Source organism: Streptomyces sp. NPDC016845, assembly GCF_044332585.1.
In the GTDB taxonomy this organism is placed as follows: Bacteria; Actinomycetota; Actinomycetes; order Streptomycetales; family Streptomycetaceae; genus Streptomyces.
Genome location: NZ_JBIRPI010000002.1, coordinates 604,254 through 620,030 on the forward strand (window position 1 = coordinate 604,254; position 15,777 = coordinate 620,030).

Below are 15,777 nucleotides of genomic sequence, written 5' to 3' on the forward strand. Positions count from 1 at the left end.
CCGGGCGTCAGTTGTGGCCGAAGCGCTTCTGGTGCTTACGGGCGACGTCCGACGGGCTGCCCGCGAGCGCGGGCTCCGTCGACCGCGTGTCCGTCGCCGCCGACCTGGACTGCTCCTGCGTCTCTTCCGTGACGGACGCGCGGTTCAGGTCGCTGTTCTGCTTGCGATTCTTGTTCTTGGCCATATTGATCTGCCTCCTATGGGGGGAGATTGGGAGATCTCGGGGCCAGACGCGTTCAGAGTCACACGGGGTGTGAAAGATCGCATATCGGGCAATCACCGTCCGTTACGCGCGGATCGAGGGCGCGCGCATACCACCTTCACCTCATCCGCCACGCCGAAGATCGAGTTCGGGCCGTTAACCCCCGCCGGGTCGGGCAGACTCGAAGGAAACCCGAAGCGAATCCACGGGTACCGCCCCGTGAGCGCGTCCGGACTGTCGTAAGTCGGCGAAAGAGGGTGGATCGCGTGGACCGCTGCATCGTCCTGGTGGATGCCGGATATCTCCTGGGGGCCGCCGCGAGCCTCCTCGCGGGCGAGCCCTCCCGTTCCCGGATCCACGTCGACCACGCCGCCCTCATCCAGGGGCTGCGTGATCGCGCCGAGTCCGAGACCGAGCGGCAGCTGCTCCGTATCTACTGGTTCGACGGCGCCCCCGACCGGGTGCCGCAGCCGGAGCACCGCAGGCTGCGCGTCATGCCCCGGGTCACCGTCCGGCTCGGCGCCCTGACCCGCAGCGACGGGCGCTGGGCGCAGAAGGGCGTCGACGCCGCCATGCACGCCGAGCTGACCGAGCTGGCCCGCAACCGCGCCTGCTCCGACGTGGTCCTCGTCACCGGCGACGGCGATCTGCTGCCCGGCATGATGGCCGCCAAGGAGCACGGCGTCGCCGTCCACCTCTGGGCCGTGCAGGCCGCCGACGGCGACTACAACCAGTCGGAGGACCTGGTCGCCGAGGCCGACGAGCGGCGCGTCCTCGACCGCATCTGGATCACCAAGGCCGTCCGCGCCAAGGAGCTCGGCGGAATCTGCGCCCCGCAGCCCGTGCCGCGCCCCGAGATCGCCGCCATCCTGTCCGCGCCGCTGCCCGAGTCGGCGCCGGCCGCCGCCGGACGACCGGTGGACGACCAGGTGGACGCGGCGCCCGCCCAGCATCCGCCGGCCGCCCGGTCCGAGGGGGACGCGGAGGACCGCACCAACGCCGCCAAGGGCGTCCCCACCCCGAAGGACCTGGCCGCTCTGCGCGGCCCCGGCACGATGCCCCCGCCCGCCCCCCACCAGCCCACGAGCGCGACGCTGCGCTGGTCGAGCGACAAGGGCTGGGTCGAGCGCCCCAGCGGCGGGGGCGAGCCCCCGGAGGCGGCGTCCCTGCCGACGCTCGCCCAGCTCACCACGGCCGAGCAGCGGTGGGCGGACCGCGAGGAGGACATCACGACGGTCAGCGGTGATCCCTACGAGGTCGGGCAGGTGTTCGCCCGCCGGTGGATGGCGCGCCTCGCCGACCCCGTGCAACTCCAGAAACTGGCGACCATGTACCCGCGCGTGCCGCACCGCATCGACGGGGAGCTGCTGCGGTACGCGGCCCGGTTCGGCCTCCTCGCCCACAAGGACGACCAGATCGACGAGCACGACCGGTACGCGATCCGGGCCGGTTTCTGGCGCGAGATCGACGTGCGGACCGCCGAACACGCGACGGCGGGGGAGTGACACCGCGCGTGCGCGGTACCTGCCGCCCGCCTCATTTGTCCGGCCCCGCGCGCAATGGGGGCCGCCGGACCCCGTACTCTCGTTCTTCGTGAGTACGCGCACCGATGATGCTGCCCCGATCCATGAACGGGACGCTGTCGTGTGCGCGGTACGGGGCCTGCGCAAGACCTATCCCGCCGTGCGCGGGCGGCGCGGGGCGCCCGCGACCCCGCCCGTACGGGCCACGGACGACGTCCGGCTCGACATCGGGCGCGGCGAGATCTTCGGCCTCCTCGGCCCCAACGGCGCCGGCAAGTCCACCCTCGTACGGCAGCTCACGGGCCTGATGCGGCCCGACGCGGGCAGCGTGGAGATCCTCGGGCACGACATCGTGCGCCACCCCGAGCGGGCCGCGCGGATCCTCGCCTACCTCGGCCAGGAGTCGACCGCGCTCGACGAGCTGACCGTGTCGCTCGCCGCCGAGACCACCGGACGCCTGCGCGGGCTCCCGCTCAAGGAGGCGCGCGTCGAACGGGACGCAGTCCTGGACGAGCTGGGGCTCACCCCGCTCGCCTCGCGGCCCCTGAAGAAGCTCTCGGGCGGACAGCGGCGCCTCGCGTGCTTCGCCGCCGCGCTGGTCGGCGAGCGGCCGCTGCTCGTGCTCGACGAGCCGACGACCGGCATGGACCCCGTGGCGCGGCGCGCGGTGTGGGCGGCGGTGGACCGGCGGCGCGCCGAGCGCGGCACGACCGTCCTCCTGGTCACGCACAACGTCATCGAGGCCGAGACCGTCCTCGACCGCGTCGCCGTCCTCGACGCCGGACGCGTCATCGCCTGCGACTCCCCGGCCGGACTCAAGGACCGCGTCGCCGGAGAGGTGCGGGTCGAACTGGTGTGGCGGGAGAAGGCCCCGCTGCACCTCGCCGAAGTCGCCCGGCTGCGCGAGCACGCCGTGGAGGCCGGACGGCGCTGGTCGCTGCGGCTCGCGCCGGACGCGGCCCGCACCGCCGTCGCCGCGGTCACCGGCGGCCCCGCCTTCGACTTCCTCGACGACTTCACGCTCGCCACCCCGAGCCTGGAGGACGTGTACTTGGCGCTCGGCGGCAGCCGCAGCAGCGTGAAGGGCCTGGTGAAGGCATGACCGTCGTATCCGCAGAGCCGCCCGCCGACACCGTGCGGCAGCCCGTCGAGGGAGCGGGGTCCCGGCCGTCCGCCGTGCCGTTCGACGACGGGCTCGCGCCCCGCGCCCGCTTCCTGCCCTCGCTCGCCGCCGTCTACCGCGCGCAGCTCTCCCGCGCGCGCGTGGCGCGCATCCCGCTGCTGTTCGTCGCGACGTTCCAGTCCATCGGCATCATGATCCTCATGCGCGGCGTGGTCGACGAGGGCGGCACCGAGGCGCGCGCCGTCGTCGCGGGCTCCGCCGTGCTCGTCGTCGCCTTCGTCGCGCTCAACCTGCTCGCCCAGTACTTCGGGCAGCTCCGCGCCGCCGGAGGGCTCGACCACTACGCGACCCTGCCGGTGCCGCCCGCGTCCGTCGTGCTCGGCGCGGCAGGGGCCTACGCCTCCTTCACCGTGCCCGGCACCGTCGTCACCGCCGTCGCGGGCTGCGTCATGTTCGACCTGCCGCTGACGCACCTGTGGGTGCTCGTCGCCGTGATCCCGCTGGCCGGGGCCGCCCTCGCCGGGCTCGGCGCCGCCCTCGGGCTGCTCGCGCCCCGCCCGGAACTGGCGACCCTGCTCGGCCAGTTGGGCATGTCCGCGGCGCTCCTCCTCGGCGTGCTGCCCGCCGACCGGATGCCGCAGATCGTGCAGTACGCCCGTGACCTGCTGCCCTCCACGTACGGTGTCGAGGCCTTCGCACGAACCTTCGGGGACCACCCCGACTGGCCGGCCGTCCTGCTCGACCTGGGCGTCTGCGCCGCCGTCGGCGTCGCCTCGCTCGCCGTGGCGGCCTGGGCGTACCGGCGGGCCGCCGTCCGGTGACGCGCCCGACAGGTACGCCTGGCACGATGGCAGGGTGACCGCACCGCTGACGCCGCCGCCCCATCAGCCCCCGCACAACAACGGGCACAGTGACCCGTGGCAGGCCCCCGACCCCATGACGCAGCACCTGCCCCCCGCGCCGTCGACCGCCTCGGACGACGGACCCGGGCTGCGGACCGAGGTGCGCGAGGCCGCCGTGGTGGCGGTGGGTGTCGCGCTCCTCGGCCTGCTGCTCGGGGCGCTGTGGCTGTGGCTGGCGCCGCGGGTGCCGCTCGTCTCGGACAGCACGGCGGTCTACCTCAAGGACACCGAGGGCGAGCAGGCCATCGGCGTCGACGGCACGTTCACTCTGCTCGGCCTCGCGCTCGGCGCGGTCACCGGCGCCGTCGTCTTCCTGTGGCGCAGGCGCGGCGGCGTCCCGCTGGTCGTGGGGCTCGCGCTCGGCAGCATTCTGGGCGGCCTGCTCGCCTGGCGCTTCGGCATCTGGCTCGGGCCCGCGCAGGACGTGGCCGCGCACGCCAAGGAGGCGGGCAAGGGAGTCGTCTTCGACGCACCCCTCGAGCTGAACGCCAAGGGGGCGCTGCTCGCCTGGCCGCTGGCCGCGCTCGTGGTCCACCTCGCGCTCACGGGCCTGCTCGGCCCGCGCGACCCCGACCCGTACGCGGGCTACTACGAGCACACGCCGCGGCCCGCGCGGGAGTCACCCGACAGCAAGGCTTGAGCCGTCCGCGGCGGGGAGCAGCCCCGCCGCCACGAGGCCACGGTGTACGCGCGCGGACTCGGCCGCGTCCAGTGCGATCTGCGGCGCGGCGGTGGCCGGGCAGTCGATGATCCCCTGGCGGTGGACGGCGGCCTTGAACGCGCCGAGCGCGGAGGACGAGCCGCCCATCCGCGCCGGGTCCCCGGCGTCGACGATCGCGAAGAGCGCGGCGAGCCGGTCCTGTTCACGCCGGGCGGCGTCCCAGTCCCCGGCGCGGGCGGCCTCGTAGAGCCGTACGTAGCCGTGCGCGTCCACGTTGCCGAGGCCCGGCACGACACCGTCGACGCCCGCGAGCAGGGCGCCGTCCACGGTGAGTTCGGAGCCGGTGAGCACCGAGAAGGCCGGGGCGGCGGCGCGCAGCGGGGCGAGCAGGCGGCGCAGGGAGCCCTCGTCGCCGCTGGAGTCCTTGAGCCCGGCGAGCGTGCCGTCGGCGGCCAGGGCGAGAACGGTGTCGCGGCCCAGCTTGGTGTGCGCGGCGGCCGGGATGTCGTACGCGAACACCGGGAGGTCGGCGCCCGCCCGCAGCCGCCGGAAGTGGTCGGCGGTCTCGGCGGGGTGCGTGCGCGCGTAGAACGGGGCCGTCGCCACGAGCGCGTCCGCGCCCGCCTTCACCGCGTCCTCCGCCCGCTCCAGGACGCGCGGGGTCGTCGTGTCGATGACGCCCGCGAGCACCGGGACCCGCCCGGCCGCCGCCTCCACCGCCGCTTCGAGCGCGGCGCGGCGCTGTACGTCGGTGAGGAACGCCGCCTCGCCGCTCGATCCGAGCAGGAACAGGCCGTGCACGCCCGCCCCGATGAGGTGCTCGGCCAGGCGCCGCACCGACACCGCGTCCACCTCGCCCTCCGGCGTGAGCGGCGTGATCAGGGGCGGGACGACGCCACGGAGCGGGGCGGGGAACGGGGCGCGGAGAGGCATGGCGGTGGTCTCCCGGAGCGGCTCGGCACAGCACGGCTGAACATGGTGACAGGTAGGACGTGGGACGTCCCACCTTGCTCGTGACAGTGCGGTACCGACGACATCGGTGTCAAGGGCCCGGGAAGGGTCCCTACCGGCGTGCCCGCCGCGCCTCAGGCGGGGCGTCGTCCGTGGTTGGCCTTGCCCTTCTTGATCCGCCACTTCCGCTTGCGCGTCTTCTTCGACATGCCCTTGGTGCTTAGCCGAAGCGGCCCGGTCCGTCGAGGGGTCACGCACGCCCGACGGGGGCGAGCACCGCGTCGGTCAGCGCCGCCAGATCCTTCGGCGCCAGTTCGACCTCCAGGCCCCGGCGGCCCGCCGAGACGCAGATCGTCGCGTGCAGCCCGGCCGAGGAGTCGACGACCGTACGCAGCTTCTTGCGCTGGCCGAGCGGGGAGATCCCGCCGCGTACATAGCCGGTCGTGCGCTCGGCCAGGGCGGGGTCGGCCATGGCGGCGCGCTTGCCGCCGACCGCGGCGGCGAGCGCCTTGAGGTCGAGCTGGCCCGCCACCGGCACGACCGCGACCGTGAGCTGCCCGTCGACGTCCGCCACGAGCGTCTTGAAGACGCGGTCGGGAGAGACGCCCATCGCCTCGGCCGCCTCCTCGCCGTACGAGGGGTGGGCGGGGTCGTGCTCGTAGGAGTGGACCGTGAACGCGGTCCCGGCGGCGGTCAGCGCCACCGTGGCGGGCGTGCCCCCGGACTGCTGCTGCTTCCTGGCCTTCTTCGCCAACGTGCCCGTTCCTTACGCTGAGTGACTGTACATACTGCCGTCAGTTGCGGCTGGTGGCCTGACGCGTCAGCTCCGTCGCGGGCAGCGACGGCAGGTGCCGGATGATCGCCGTCTCGGCGCGCAGCAGCTTCAGCTCGTCGCGCAGCCGGGACGCCGCGTCCGGGGCCTGGAGCAGCCGCTGCCGGGTCGGCACGTCGAGCACCGCGGCCGCCGCCACCAGGTACGACACCACCGACGGCTCGTCGGGCAGCTCCGCGCCGGTCGCGAGGGTCCGCTCGCGGGCCCCGGCCAGCCGCTTCTGGTAGGCACGGAACGCGCGCAGGACGCCCTCGGCCAGGGCGCCCGCCTCGTCGCCGTCCTCCTCGGGCAGCTCCTCGACCTCGGCGGTCAGATAGGGGCCCGAGGCGTCCACGGAGTGCAGCTTCACCCGGCGGGTGCCGGTGGCCAGGACCTCGAAGCTGCCGTCGGCGCGTTCGCGGATCGTCGCCGCGTCCGCGACGCAGCCCGTCCCGTGGAACGACTTCAGCGGGTCGTCGCCGAACCCGGCCGCGGGGCCCGCGCCCGCCTCCTTGGTGGTGACGTCGTCCGGCATGCCCGACGCGCTCGGCGCGACCTCGTGGCCGTCGCGGATCGCGACGACGACGAACTGGCGCGGCTCGTCCGAGACCGACGGATCGGTGTCGTCGCCGGGAAGGGCGGGCGGGTCATCGGGGGACGCCTTCAACAGGTCGCGCATCAAGGCGCGATAGCGCTCCTCGAACACGTTCAACGGGAGGACGAGCCCCGGGAACAGCACCGAGTTGAGCGGGAAGAGCGGAAGCCGGACGGTGGTCACGACGGTCAAGCGTAATGGGCGCCGGAGCCGCCCGGTCCGCCGCGCAGCGGCAGTTGTGCCGCGACCTCCAGACGGACGGTCTCCCGCAGCTCCAGGAAGCGGCCCAGCGGGTCCTCCGAGAGCCGGTCCCAGGGGAACGACGTGGCGTACGGGCCGAGCAGGCGGAGCTGTCCGAGGGCGTCCGGCCAGCGTTCCAGCTCAGCCAGGACGCAGGCCAGCACGTTGCGCACCTCCGCGGGCCACGGATCGGCGGCCGGGTAGCGCCGGGAGAGGGCGACGGCGAGGTCCGCGGCGGCGTCCAGACGGGCGCGCGCGACGCCCCGCGGGGCGGGCGCCGTCAGGTACGCGAAGGCCGCGCGGGCCGGCAGCGCCTGGAGCAGGGAGTCGGGCAGGGCGTCCTGCGCCGCCCGCTCGGCGAAGTCGAAGCACTCGGCGTGCGAGCCGTGCCAGGCGGCCGACAGGTAGCGCAGCGCCGCGACATGACAGCCGTAGTGGTGCGGGGAGCGGCGCACCGCCTGCGCCCACAGCTCCTCGAAGTCGGTGTGCGGGGCGTTCGTGCCGCGTGCCTGGTCCAGGGCCACGCGCCAGGGGACCGGGTCGCAGGGCTCGGCCCCGGCCGCGGCCGTGATCAGCGGGGTGACGTCGCGGAGCAGCTCGGCGCGGGCCGGTGACCCGAAAGCCCGGTTCACCGCGAGTTCGGCCTTGACGAGCAGCAGGTCGGGGTCGTGTGGGGCCGCGGCCTGCCAGGCGTCGAACCACTCGGTGCGGAAGGCGGCGAACGCGGCGAGGTGCAGCACGTAGCGGTCCCGGTTCTCCCATTCGGCCGCCCCGCGCGTGTGGGCGAGCACTTCGGCGGCCGGGCCGTACGCGCCGCGCCCCGCCGCGACCAGGGCGGGGGCGAGCCGCTCGTCCGCGGCGTCGAGCAGCACCTCGTCGTCCGGCGGCAGGCCGGCGGCGAGGGCCCCGGTGTGCCGGATCATGCGGGCGGTGCGGACGAAGGCACGCAGGAAAGGCACGGTGCTCCTCTGCGTACGGGTAGGGGCGGGGCCGGGGCCTGCACCGGTGGATGGCGCTGGGATGACGGCCCGGGTGAGCGAATGGTTGCCCCGGAGCAAGTGTCGCCATTCTCACCTTGACCTTCGCCTCGCGCGCACACCTCGGACCCGGTCCGGCCTAGTTCCGGCGCAGCAGCCGCGTCGCGCCCGCCGCCACCGTCGTCGCCAGGGTCCAGCCGAGCATCACCATGACCGCCGCCGCCCACTGCCAGCCGCCCCGCAGTTGCCAGCTGCTGGCCTGGCCGAGGTCGATCACCGGCAGGAGGAGGTCGAGGGCGAACAGGGTCGAGTCCCACTGCGGGCCCTCGCCCGGCTTCATCGGGGGATGGGCGGCGCGCCGGAAGGCGAACGCGCCGACCGCCCACAGCACGGCCATCCACACGGCGGCCCGGCCGGGCCGGTACCCGTAGGCCACCGTCCAGTCCTGGAGGTAGCCCCACACCTTCGCCGCGGCCGGCAGGGTCTCGCGGCGGCGCCGCTGCTTGGCGAGGAGCACCTCGCGCGCGTCGGCGTCCTCGCCGCTGTTGCGGAGCACCGAGGCGAGCCGCTCGTACGGTTCCGGGTTGTACTCGGGGGTCGCCGCCGAGAGCCATTCGAGGCGCCGGAGGAGCGGGAACGGGCCGAGCGGGATCAGGCTCTCGTAGGCGAAGCCGCTCATCCGCAGATGCCCGGGCCCCGGCCAGCTCACCGCCTGGTCGACGAGGTTGACGACCTTCGCGCCGGAGAGCACGACGCTCCCGCGCTCCGGCCGCTCGCCGAGGAAGCGCAGCTCGGGGGTCTGGACGCGGCGCAGCGAGACCTCCTGGTCGTTCTCCAGGACGAAGCGCGCCGAGTCGAGGTCGACGGCGTCGCCGAACCGCCCGTCGTCCAGCCGGACCCCGCCGACGCACTGGAAGCTCTGCACGCGCGTGCCCAGCGCGGGCGTGGTGCCCCGGGTCTGCCACGGGTTCAGCCCCGCCGGGGTCAGGTACAGCGTGCGCTCGACGCTGAGCTGCGGCGCGTTCAGGGCCCGCCGCCCCTGGGTGTTGCTGAGGCGGCTGCCGCGCAGGGACAGCGACACGCCGATGGTGGCGCCGCGCAGGCTGACCTCGCCGTGCGTCTGCACCATCTCCGCCTGGAGGTCCTGGCCGACCGACAGGCCGTCCGCCATCAGGGACTTCCCGCGCCGGTCGCGGAAGACGACGGCCTGGTTGAGCAGCAGGTCCGTGCCGATCTGGGCGTCGGTGAGCCGGATGCCGTGGTGGAACCGGCAGCGCGGCAGGTGCAGGTCGCCCTCGGTGTGCACCCGGGCCGCTTCGAGGCGCGGCACGGAGCAGTCGACCCAGCGGACCGTCGTGAAGCGGGCCTCGGGCAGCAGCACCTCCTTCTCGAACCGGCACTGCTGGAGCTCCACGTACGGGCTGACCGTGCCGCCCGCCAGGTCGAGCACGTCCGTGATCTGGATGCCCTGGAGCTTGAGGGACGAGACACGCCCGGAGAGCGCGGGCGGGCCGTCGAGCAGCAGCCAGGCCACGATGCGCGCCCGCACGCTGCGCTCGGGCCCCCAGGCGTGTCCGCCGTGCGGGTCGTCCACGGCCGCGTTGCCGCTGCGCAGGTCGTAGACCGTGCCGTTGCGGAACGCCAGCCACATGCCGACCTCGGCCGCGCTCAGTCCTTCCGGTACCTCTCCGTCGTTGTTGCCGGTCGTCGGGTCGTTCAAGCCGTGCGCCTCTCCCTGCTCGTGACTGCTCCTGGCCCGTGTTACTCCTGGGTTCGTACAGCCGTTCATGCCCGGTGCGTGACCGTCTGAAAGCCGACGGTGAAGGTATGCGGGAGACCCGACCAACAACGGCCGAAAACGGACGTGTATCACTCACTGATACGGGCCATCGGCCGAGATCCGGCGTCTGAGAGAATTGGCGCGTGATCTCTCGAATCGATCTGCGCGGCGCCGCCCTCCCCGAGGGTCAGGCCCTGCGCTCGCTGCTGCCCCGTGCCGACTTCGACGTCACGGCCGCCCTGGAGAAGGTGCGTCCGATCTGCGAGGACGTACATCATCGTGGCGACGCGGCGCTGATCGACTTCGCGGCCAAGTTCGACGGCGTCACGCTGGAGAGCGTGCGCGTCCCGGCCGAGGCGATCGCCGACGCCCTGAAGACCCTGGACCCGGACGTCCGGGCGGCCCTGGAGGAGTCGATCCGGCGCGCCCGGATCGTGCACCGCGCCCAGCGCCGTACGACGGAGACGACGCAGGTCGTGCCCGGTGGCACCGTCACCGAGAAGTGGGTTCCGGTGGACCGCGTCGGCCTGTACGCGCCGGGCGGCCGCGCCGTCTACCCGTCCTCCGTGATCATGGACGTGGTCCCGGCGCAGGAGGCCGAGGTCCCCTCGATCGCCCTCGCCTCGCCCGCCCAGAAGGAGTTCGGCGGCCTGCCGCACCCGACGATCCTGGCCGCCTGCGCGCTGCTCGGCGTCGACGAGGTGTACGCGGCGGGCGGCGCCACCGCCGTCGCGATGTTCGCGTACGGCACCGAGTCCTGCCCGCCCGCGCCGATGGTGATGGGCCCCGGCAACATCTGGGTGGCCGCCGCCAAGCGCTACTTCACCGGCGTCATCGGCATCGACTCCGAGGCCGGGCCCACCGAGATCGCCGTCCTCGCCGACTCCACCGCCGACCCGGTGCACGTCGCCGCCGACCTGATCAGCCAGGCCGAGCACGACCCGCTCGCCGCCTCCGTCCTCGTCACCGACAGCGAGGAGCTGGCGGCCGGGGTGGACAAGGAGCTTCAGGCGCAGGTCGCGGTCGCCAAGCACCGCGAGGAGCGCATCGAGCCCGCGCTCGGCGGCAGGCAGTCCGCGATCGTCCTCGTCGACTCGATCGACGACGGCCTCGCGGTCGTCAACGCCTACGGCGCCGAGCACCTGGAGATCCAGACCGCCGACGCCGCCGCCGTCGCCGGGAAGGTCCGCAACGCGGGCGCCGTGTTCGTCGGCCCCTGGTCCCCGGTCTCCCTCGGCGACTACGCGGCCGGATCGAACCACGTCCTGCCCACCGGCGGCTGCGCCTGCCATTCCTCGGGCCTGTCCGTGCAGTCCTTCCTGCGCGGCATCCACGTCGTGGACTACAGCCGCGACGCCCTCGCCGAGATCACCAAGCACGTGGTGACCCTCTCCGAGGCCGAGGACCTGCCCGCGCACGGCGCGGCCCTCAAGGCCCGCTTCGACTGGAAGGTCCCGACCCCCAAGTGACCGGCATCGACGACCTCCCCGTACGGGACGAGCTGCGCGGCAAGTCCCCGTACGGCGCACCCCAGCTCGACGTGCCCGTCCGGCTGAACACCAACGAGAACCCGTACCCGCTGCCCGAGCCGCTCGTCGCGCGGATCGCCGAGCGCGTCGCCGACGCCGCCCGCGACCTCAACCGCTACCCGGACCGGGACGCGGTCGAGCTGCGCACCGAACTGGCCACGTATCTGACGCGGACCACGGGTTTCAAGGTCACCACCGCGCAGGTCTGGGCGGCCAACGGGTCCAACGAGGTGCTCCAGCAGCTGCTCCAGGCGTTCGGCGGCCCCGGCCGCACCGCCCTCGGCTTCGAGCCCTCGTACTCCATGCACCCGCTGCTCGCCCGGGGCACCAACACGGGCTGGATCAGCGCCCCGCGCACCGCGGACTACTCGCTCGACGTGCCCGCCGCGATCGACGCGATCCGGACGCACGAACCCCACGTCGTCTTCATCACCAGCCCCAACAACCCCACGGGCAACGCGGTCGCGGCCGACGACGTCCTCGCCCTGTACGAGGCCGCGGGCCGGCGCGCGATAGTGATCGTCGACGAGGCGTACACCGAGTTCAGCCATGGAGAATCGCTCCTGCCGCTGATCGAGGGCCGCCCCAACCTCGTGATCTCCCGCACCATGTCCAAGGCGTTCGGCGCCGCCGGGCTGCGGCTCGGCTACCTCGCCGCCGACCCGGCCGTCGTCGACGCCGTCCAGCTGGTGCGCCTGCCCTACCACCTGTCGGCCGTCAACCAGGCCACGGCGCTCGCCGCCCTGGAGTACACCGACACCCTGCTCGGCTACGTCGAGCAGCTCAAGGGCGAACGCGACCGCATCGTCGCCGAGCTGACCGGCCTCGGCTTCGACGTCACCGTCGCCGACGCCAACTTCATCCAGTTCGGCGTCTTCGAGGACCCGCACGCCGTCTGGCAGTTCATCCTCGACCGCGGCGTCCTCATCCGTGACAACGGCGTACCGGGACGACTGCGCGTCTCCGTCGGCACGCCGGACGAAAACGACGCGTTCCTGGACGCGGCCCGCGAAGTCAAGAAGGAGTTCGGCCGATGAGCCGCGTAGGACGTGTAGAGCGCAAGACCAAGGAGACCTCGGTCCTCGTCGAGATCGACCTCGACGGCACCGGCAAGGTCGATGTCGCGACCGGCGTCGGCTTCTACGACCACATGCTCGACCAGCTCGGCCGCCACGGCCTCTTCGACCTCACGGTCAAGACCGAGGGCGACCTGCACATCGACTCCCACCACACCATCGAGGACACCGCCCTCGCCCTCGGCGCCGCCTTCAGGCAGGCGCTCGGCGACAAGGTCGGCATCTACCGCTTCGGCAACTGCACCGTCCCGCTGGACGAGTCGCTGGCCCAGGTGACGGTGGACCTCTCCGGCCGCCCCTACCTCGTGCACACCGAGCCCGAGAAGATGGCGCCGATGATCGGCGAGTACGACACGACGATGACCCGGCACATCCTGGAGTCCTTCGTCGCCCAGGCGCAGATCGCCCTCCACGTCCACGTGCCGTACGGGCGCAACGCGCACCACATCGTGGAGTGCCAGTTCAAGGCCCTCGCGCGCGCCCTGCGCTACGCCAGCGAACGCGACCCGCGCGCCGCCGGCATCCTCCCCTCGACGAAGGGCGCCCTCTAGCCGTGAACGGCCTCGCGACCGTCCTCATCCTCGTGGGCCTGTTCCTGCTCGGCGGCGTCTACTCGTTCGCCAAGCAGGGCATGGGCAAGAGCCTCATCACCCTGCTGTCCATCGGCGCGGCCATGTGCCTGATCGCGGGCGTGCTGCGGCTCGACTACTGGAATTGACCACAGTCATGACTGATTCCTCCACCAATTCCTCCACCAGTTCCTCCACCAGTTCCTCCACCGGTTCCTCCAGCAAGAAGGTCGTCGTCTTCGACTACGGCTTCGGGAACGTCCGCTCCGCCGAGCGCGCCCTCGCCCGCGCGGGCGCCGACGTCGAGATCACCCGCGACTTCGACAAGGCCATGAACGCCGACGGGCTGCTCGTCCCCGGCGTCGGCGCCTTCGCCGCCTGCATGCGGGGGCTCAAGGACGCCCGCGGCGACTGGATCGTCGGCCGCCGCCTCTCCGGGGGCCGCCCCGTCATGGGCATCTGCGTCGGCATGCAGATCCTCTTCGCGCGCGGCATCGAGCACGGCGTCGAGACCGAGGGCCTCGACGAATGGCCCGGCGCCGTCGAACCCCTCAAGGCCGACGTCGTGCCGCACATGGGCTGGAACACCGTCCGCGCGCCCGGGGACAGCCGCCTCTTCGCCGGCCTCGACGCCGACGAGCGGTACTACTTCGTGCACTCCTACGCCGTCCAGGACTGGCAGCTCGAAGTGCGCAACCCGCACCTGCGCGCCCCGCAGGTCACCTGGGCCACGCACGGCGGGCCGTTCGTCGCCGCCGTGGAGAACGGCCCCCTGTGGGCCACCCAGTTCCACCCCGAGAAGTCCGGCGACGCCGGAGCCCAGCTGCTGAAGAACTGGATCGGAACCCTCTGATGGCTACCGAGCTCGAACTCCTCCCCGCCGTCGACGTCCGCGACGGGCAGGCCGTCCGCCTCGTCCACGGCGAGTCCGGCAGCGAGACCTCCTACGGCTCCCCCCTCGAGGCCGCCCTCGCCTGGCAGTCCGCCGGCGCCGAGTGGCTGCACCTCGTCGACCTCGACGCCGCGTTCGGCACCGGCGACAACCGCGCACTGGTCCGCGAGGTCACCGAAGCGATGGACATCAAGGTCGAGCTGTCCGGCGGCATCCGCGACGACGACACCCTCGCCGCCGCCCTCGCCACCGGCTGCACCCGCGTCAACCTCGGCACCGCCGCCCTGGAGACCCCCGAGTGGGTCGCCAAGGTCATCGCCGAGCACGGCGACAAGATCGCCGTCGGCCTCGACGTACGCGGCACCACGCTGCGCGGCCGTGGCTGGACCCGCGACGGCGGCGACCTCTACGAGACCCTGGAGCGCCTGAACTCCGAGGGCTGCTCCCGCTACGTCGTCACCGACATCGCCAAGGACGGCACCCTCCAGGGCCCCAACCTGGAGCTCCTGAAGAACGTCTGCGCGGCGACCGACCGCCCGGTGGTCGCTTCGGGTGGCGTGTCGTCCCTGGACGACCTGCGCGCCATCGCCGAGCTCGTCCCGCTCGGCGTCGAGGGCTCCATCGTCGGCAAGGCGCTCTACGCCAAGGCGTTCACCCTGGAAGAGGCGCTCGCCGCCGTGGCGTCGTCATGAACGAGCGGCCTGTGCGGCGGATCGGTTCCGGCGGCCCGTGGGAGGAGGCCATCGGCTACTCCCGCGCCGTCGAACTGCCCAACGGCCTGGTCCTCGTCTCCGGCTGCACGTCCGTGGTCAACGGTGTCATCGACGCCGGCAACCCCTACGAGCAGGCGCTCAACGCCTTCGGCGTCGCCCTCGACGCCCTGAAGTCGGTCGGCCTCGGCCGCGAGCACGTCGTACGCACCCGCATGTACCTCACCCACGCGCGCGACGTGGACGATGTGGGCCGCGCCCACAAGGAGCTGTTCGACAAGGTGCGGCCCGCCGCGTCCATGCTCATCGTCTCCGGGTTCATCGACCCCAGCCTGGTCGTCGAGGTCGAGGTCGAGGCGTACCGGGGAGCTGACGCGTCATGACACTGGCGGTACGCGTCATCCCCTGCCTCGACGTCGACAACGGGCGCGTCGTCAAGGGCGTCAACTTCCAGAACCTGCGCGACGCCGGCGACCCCGTCGAGATGGCCAAGGTCTACGACGCAGAAGGCGCCGACGAACTGACCTTCCTCGACATCACCGCCTCCTCCGGCAACCGCGAGACCACCTACGACGTGGTGCGCCGCACCGCCGAGCAGGTCTTCATCCCGCTCACGGTCGGCGGTGGCGTCCGCGCGGCCGAGGACGTGGACAAGCTGCTGCGGGCCGGGGCGGACAAGGTCGGCGTCAACACCGCCGCGATCGCCCGTCCCGAGCTGATCCGGGAGATCGCGGAGCGCTTCGGGCGGCAGGTGCTCGTCCTCTCCGTCGACGCGCGGCGCACCGAGTCCGGCTCGTTCGAGGTCACGACCCACGGCGGACGCCGGTCCGCCGGGATCGACGCGGTCGAATGGGCCCACCAGGCCGCCGAGCTGGGCGCGGGCGAGATTCTGCTCAACTCGATGGACGCCGATGGCACGAAGGACGGCTACGACATCGAGATGATCGAGGCGGTGCGTCGGCACGTGTCCGTACCGGTGATCGCCTCGGGCGGCGCGGGGCGGCTCGAGCACTTTGCCCCGGCTGTCGGGGCGGGGGCGGACGCGGTGCTCGCGGCGTCGGTCTTCCACTTCGGGGATCTGCGGATCGGGGACGTGAAATCGGCGTTGCGTTCGGCGGGGCAGCCGGTGCGATAGCGCCGTGGCCTCGTAGGTCTCACCGCCGGGCGCGGCTCTCGTCGTTTCTGGTCGCGCAGTTCCCCGCGCCCCTGAAGGCTGCGGCTTCGCCGCGCCTCCAT

The 15,777-nt window shown here is 73.1% G+C and carries 18 protein-coding genes; 12 read left to right on the forward strand and 6 right to left on the reverse strand.

The features are described from left to right. Positions 1-7: 7 nt before the first annotated feature. Positions 8-184, reverse strand: a complete 177-nt coding sequence (locus ACH4RC_RS08815; protein ID WP_398197135.1) for a hypothetical protein — start codon at positions 182-184, stop codon at positions 8-10. A 284-nt stretch (positions 185-468) separates the two neighbouring features. Here ACH4RC_RS08815 and ACH4RC_RS08820 point away from each other — a divergent pair, with 284 nt between their 5' ends. From ACH4RC_RS08820 to ACH4RC_RS08835, 4 genes are all read left to right on the forward strand, one after another. Further along, positions 469-1,707 carry an NYN domain-containing protein gene (locus ACH4RC_RS08820; RefSeq protein WP_398197138.1) on the forward strand — a complete coding sequence of 413 codons (1,239 nt, stop codon included), beginning with the start codon at positions 469-471 and terminating at the stop codon, positions 1,705-1,707. Positions 1,708-1,846: 139 nt separating this feature from the next. Continuing rightward, the gene (locus ACH4RC_RS08825; RefSeq protein WP_398197867.1) at positions 1,847-2,827 is read left to right on the forward strand and encodes an ABC transporter ATP-binding protein; all 981 of its coding nucleotides are present in this window, start codon (positions 1,847-1,849) and stop codon (positions 2,825-2,827) included. Continuing rightward, on the forward strand, positions 2,824-3,669 hold the full coding sequence (locus tag ACH4RC_RS08830; RefSeq protein ID WP_398197141.1) for an ABC transporter permease: 846 nt from the start codon (positions 2,824-2,826) through the stop codon (positions 3,667-3,669). The genes ACH4RC_RS08825 and ACH4RC_RS08830 overlap by 4 nt, the downstream gene beginning before the upstream one ends. A 34-nt stretch (positions 3,670-3,703) precedes the next feature. After that, positions 3,704-4,390 carry an SLC41A family transporter gene (locus tag ACH4RC_RS08835; protein WP_398197143.1) on the forward strand — a complete coding sequence of 229 codons (687 nt, stop codon included), beginning with the start codon at positions 3,704-3,706 and terminating at the stop codon, positions 4,388-4,390. Here ACH4RC_RS08835 and ACH4RC_RS08840 read toward each other — a convergent pair. The 5 genes from ACH4RC_RS08840 to ACH4RC_RS08860 form a co-directional block, all read right to left on the reverse strand. After that, positions 4,370-5,344, reverse strand: coding sequence for a dihydrodipicolinate synthase family protein (locus ACH4RC_RS08840; protein ID WP_398197146.1), 975 nt, complete (start codon positions 5,342-5,344; stop codon positions 4,370-4,372). The two genes, ACH4RC_RS08835 and ACH4RC_RS08840, sit on opposite strands and share 21 nt — an antisense overlap. A 268-nt stretch (positions 5,345-5,612) precedes the next feature. Then, entirely contained in the window at positions 5,613-6,116 is a 504-nt protein-coding gene (gene ybaK, locus ACH4RC_RS08845) for a Cys-tRNA(Pro) deacylase (protein ID WP_398197148.1), read from the reverse strand. Positions 6,117-6,156: 40 nt separating this feature from the next. Continuing rightward, positions 6,157-6,951, reverse strand: coding sequence for an LON peptidase substrate-binding domain-containing protein (locus ACH4RC_RS08850; RefSeq protein WP_398197150.1), 795 nt, complete (start codon positions 6,949-6,951; stop codon positions 6,157-6,159). Between the two features lie 5 nt (positions 6,952-6,956). Beyond that, positions 6,957-7,931 carry a hypothetical protein gene (locus ACH4RC_RS08855; protein ID WP_398197868.1) on the reverse strand — a complete coding sequence of 325 codons (975 nt, stop codon included), beginning with the start codon at positions 7,929-7,931 and terminating at the stop codon, positions 6,957-6,959. Positions 7,932-8,124: 193 nt separating this feature from the next. Then, positions 8,125-9,636, reverse strand: a complete 1,512-nt coding sequence (locus ACH4RC_RS08860) for an oxidoreductase (protein WP_398197871.1) — start codon at positions 9,634-9,636, stop codon at positions 8,125-8,127. Positions 9,637-9,908: 272 nt separating this feature from the next. On the opposite strand from ACH4RC_RS08860, the gene hisD reads away from it, so the two are divergent. The 8 genes from hisD to hisF are packed head-to-tail and all read left to right on the forward strand — an operon-like array spanning position 9,909 to position 15,676. Further along, positions 9,909-11,234 carry a histidinol dehydrogenase gene (gene hisD / locus ACH4RC_RS08865; RefSeq protein WP_398197153.1) on the forward strand — a complete coding sequence of 442 codons (1,326 nt, stop codon included), beginning with the start codon at positions 9,909-9,911 and terminating at the stop codon, positions 11,232-11,234. Then, positions 11,231-12,331: a histidinol-phosphate transaminase gene (locus ACH4RC_RS08870; protein WP_398197156.1), complete on the forward strand. Its 1,101-nt coding sequence runs from the start codon at positions 11,231-11,233 to the stop codon at positions 12,329-12,331. The genes hisD and ACH4RC_RS08870 overlap by 4 nt, the downstream gene beginning before the upstream one ends. After that, positions 12,328-12,921: an imidazoleglycerol-phosphate dehydratase HisB gene (gene hisB / locus ACH4RC_RS08875; protein ID WP_398197159.1), complete on the forward strand. Its 594-nt coding sequence runs from the start codon at positions 12,328-12,330 to the stop codon at positions 12,919-12,921. Before ACH4RC_RS08870 ends, hisB begins: the two co-directional genes overlap by 4 nt. A 2-nt stretch (positions 12,922-12,923) precedes the next feature. Next, entirely contained in the window at positions 12,924-13,088 is a 165-nt protein-coding gene (locus tag ACH4RC_RS08880; RefSeq protein WP_398197161.1) for a hypothetical protein, read from the forward strand. An 8-nt stretch (positions 13,089-13,096) separates the two neighbouring features. Continuing rightward, positions 13,097-13,792 carry an imidazole glycerol phosphate synthase subunit HisH gene (hisH, locus tag ACH4RC_RS08885; protein WP_398197163.1) on the forward strand — a complete coding sequence of 232 codons (696 nt, stop codon included), beginning with the start codon at positions 13,097-13,099 and terminating at the stop codon, positions 13,790-13,792. After that, positions 13,792-14,523, forward strand: a complete 732-nt coding sequence (priA, locus tag ACH4RC_RS08890) for a bifunctional 1-(5-phosphoribosyl)-5-((5-phosphoribosylamino)methylideneamino)imidazole-4-carboxamide isomerase/phosphoribosylanthranilate isomerase PriA (protein ID WP_398197166.1) — start codon at positions 13,792-13,794, stop codon at positions 14,521-14,523. The genes hisH and priA overlap by 1 nt, the downstream gene beginning before the upstream one ends. Continuing rightward, positions 14,520-14,924: a RidA family protein gene (locus ACH4RC_RS08895; RefSeq protein ID WP_398197169.1), complete on the forward strand. Its 405-nt coding sequence runs from the start codon at positions 14,520-14,522 to the stop codon at positions 14,922-14,924. Before priA ends, ACH4RC_RS08895 begins: the two co-directional genes overlap by 4 nt. Beyond that, on the forward strand, positions 14,921-15,676 hold the full coding sequence (hisF, locus tag ACH4RC_RS08900; protein WP_398197171.1) for an imidazole glycerol phosphate synthase subunit HisF: 756 nt from the start codon (positions 14,921-14,923) through the stop codon (positions 15,674-15,676). Before ACH4RC_RS08895 ends, hisF begins: the two co-directional genes overlap by 4 nt. The last annotated feature ends 101 nt before the right edge of the window (positions 15,677-15,777 follow it).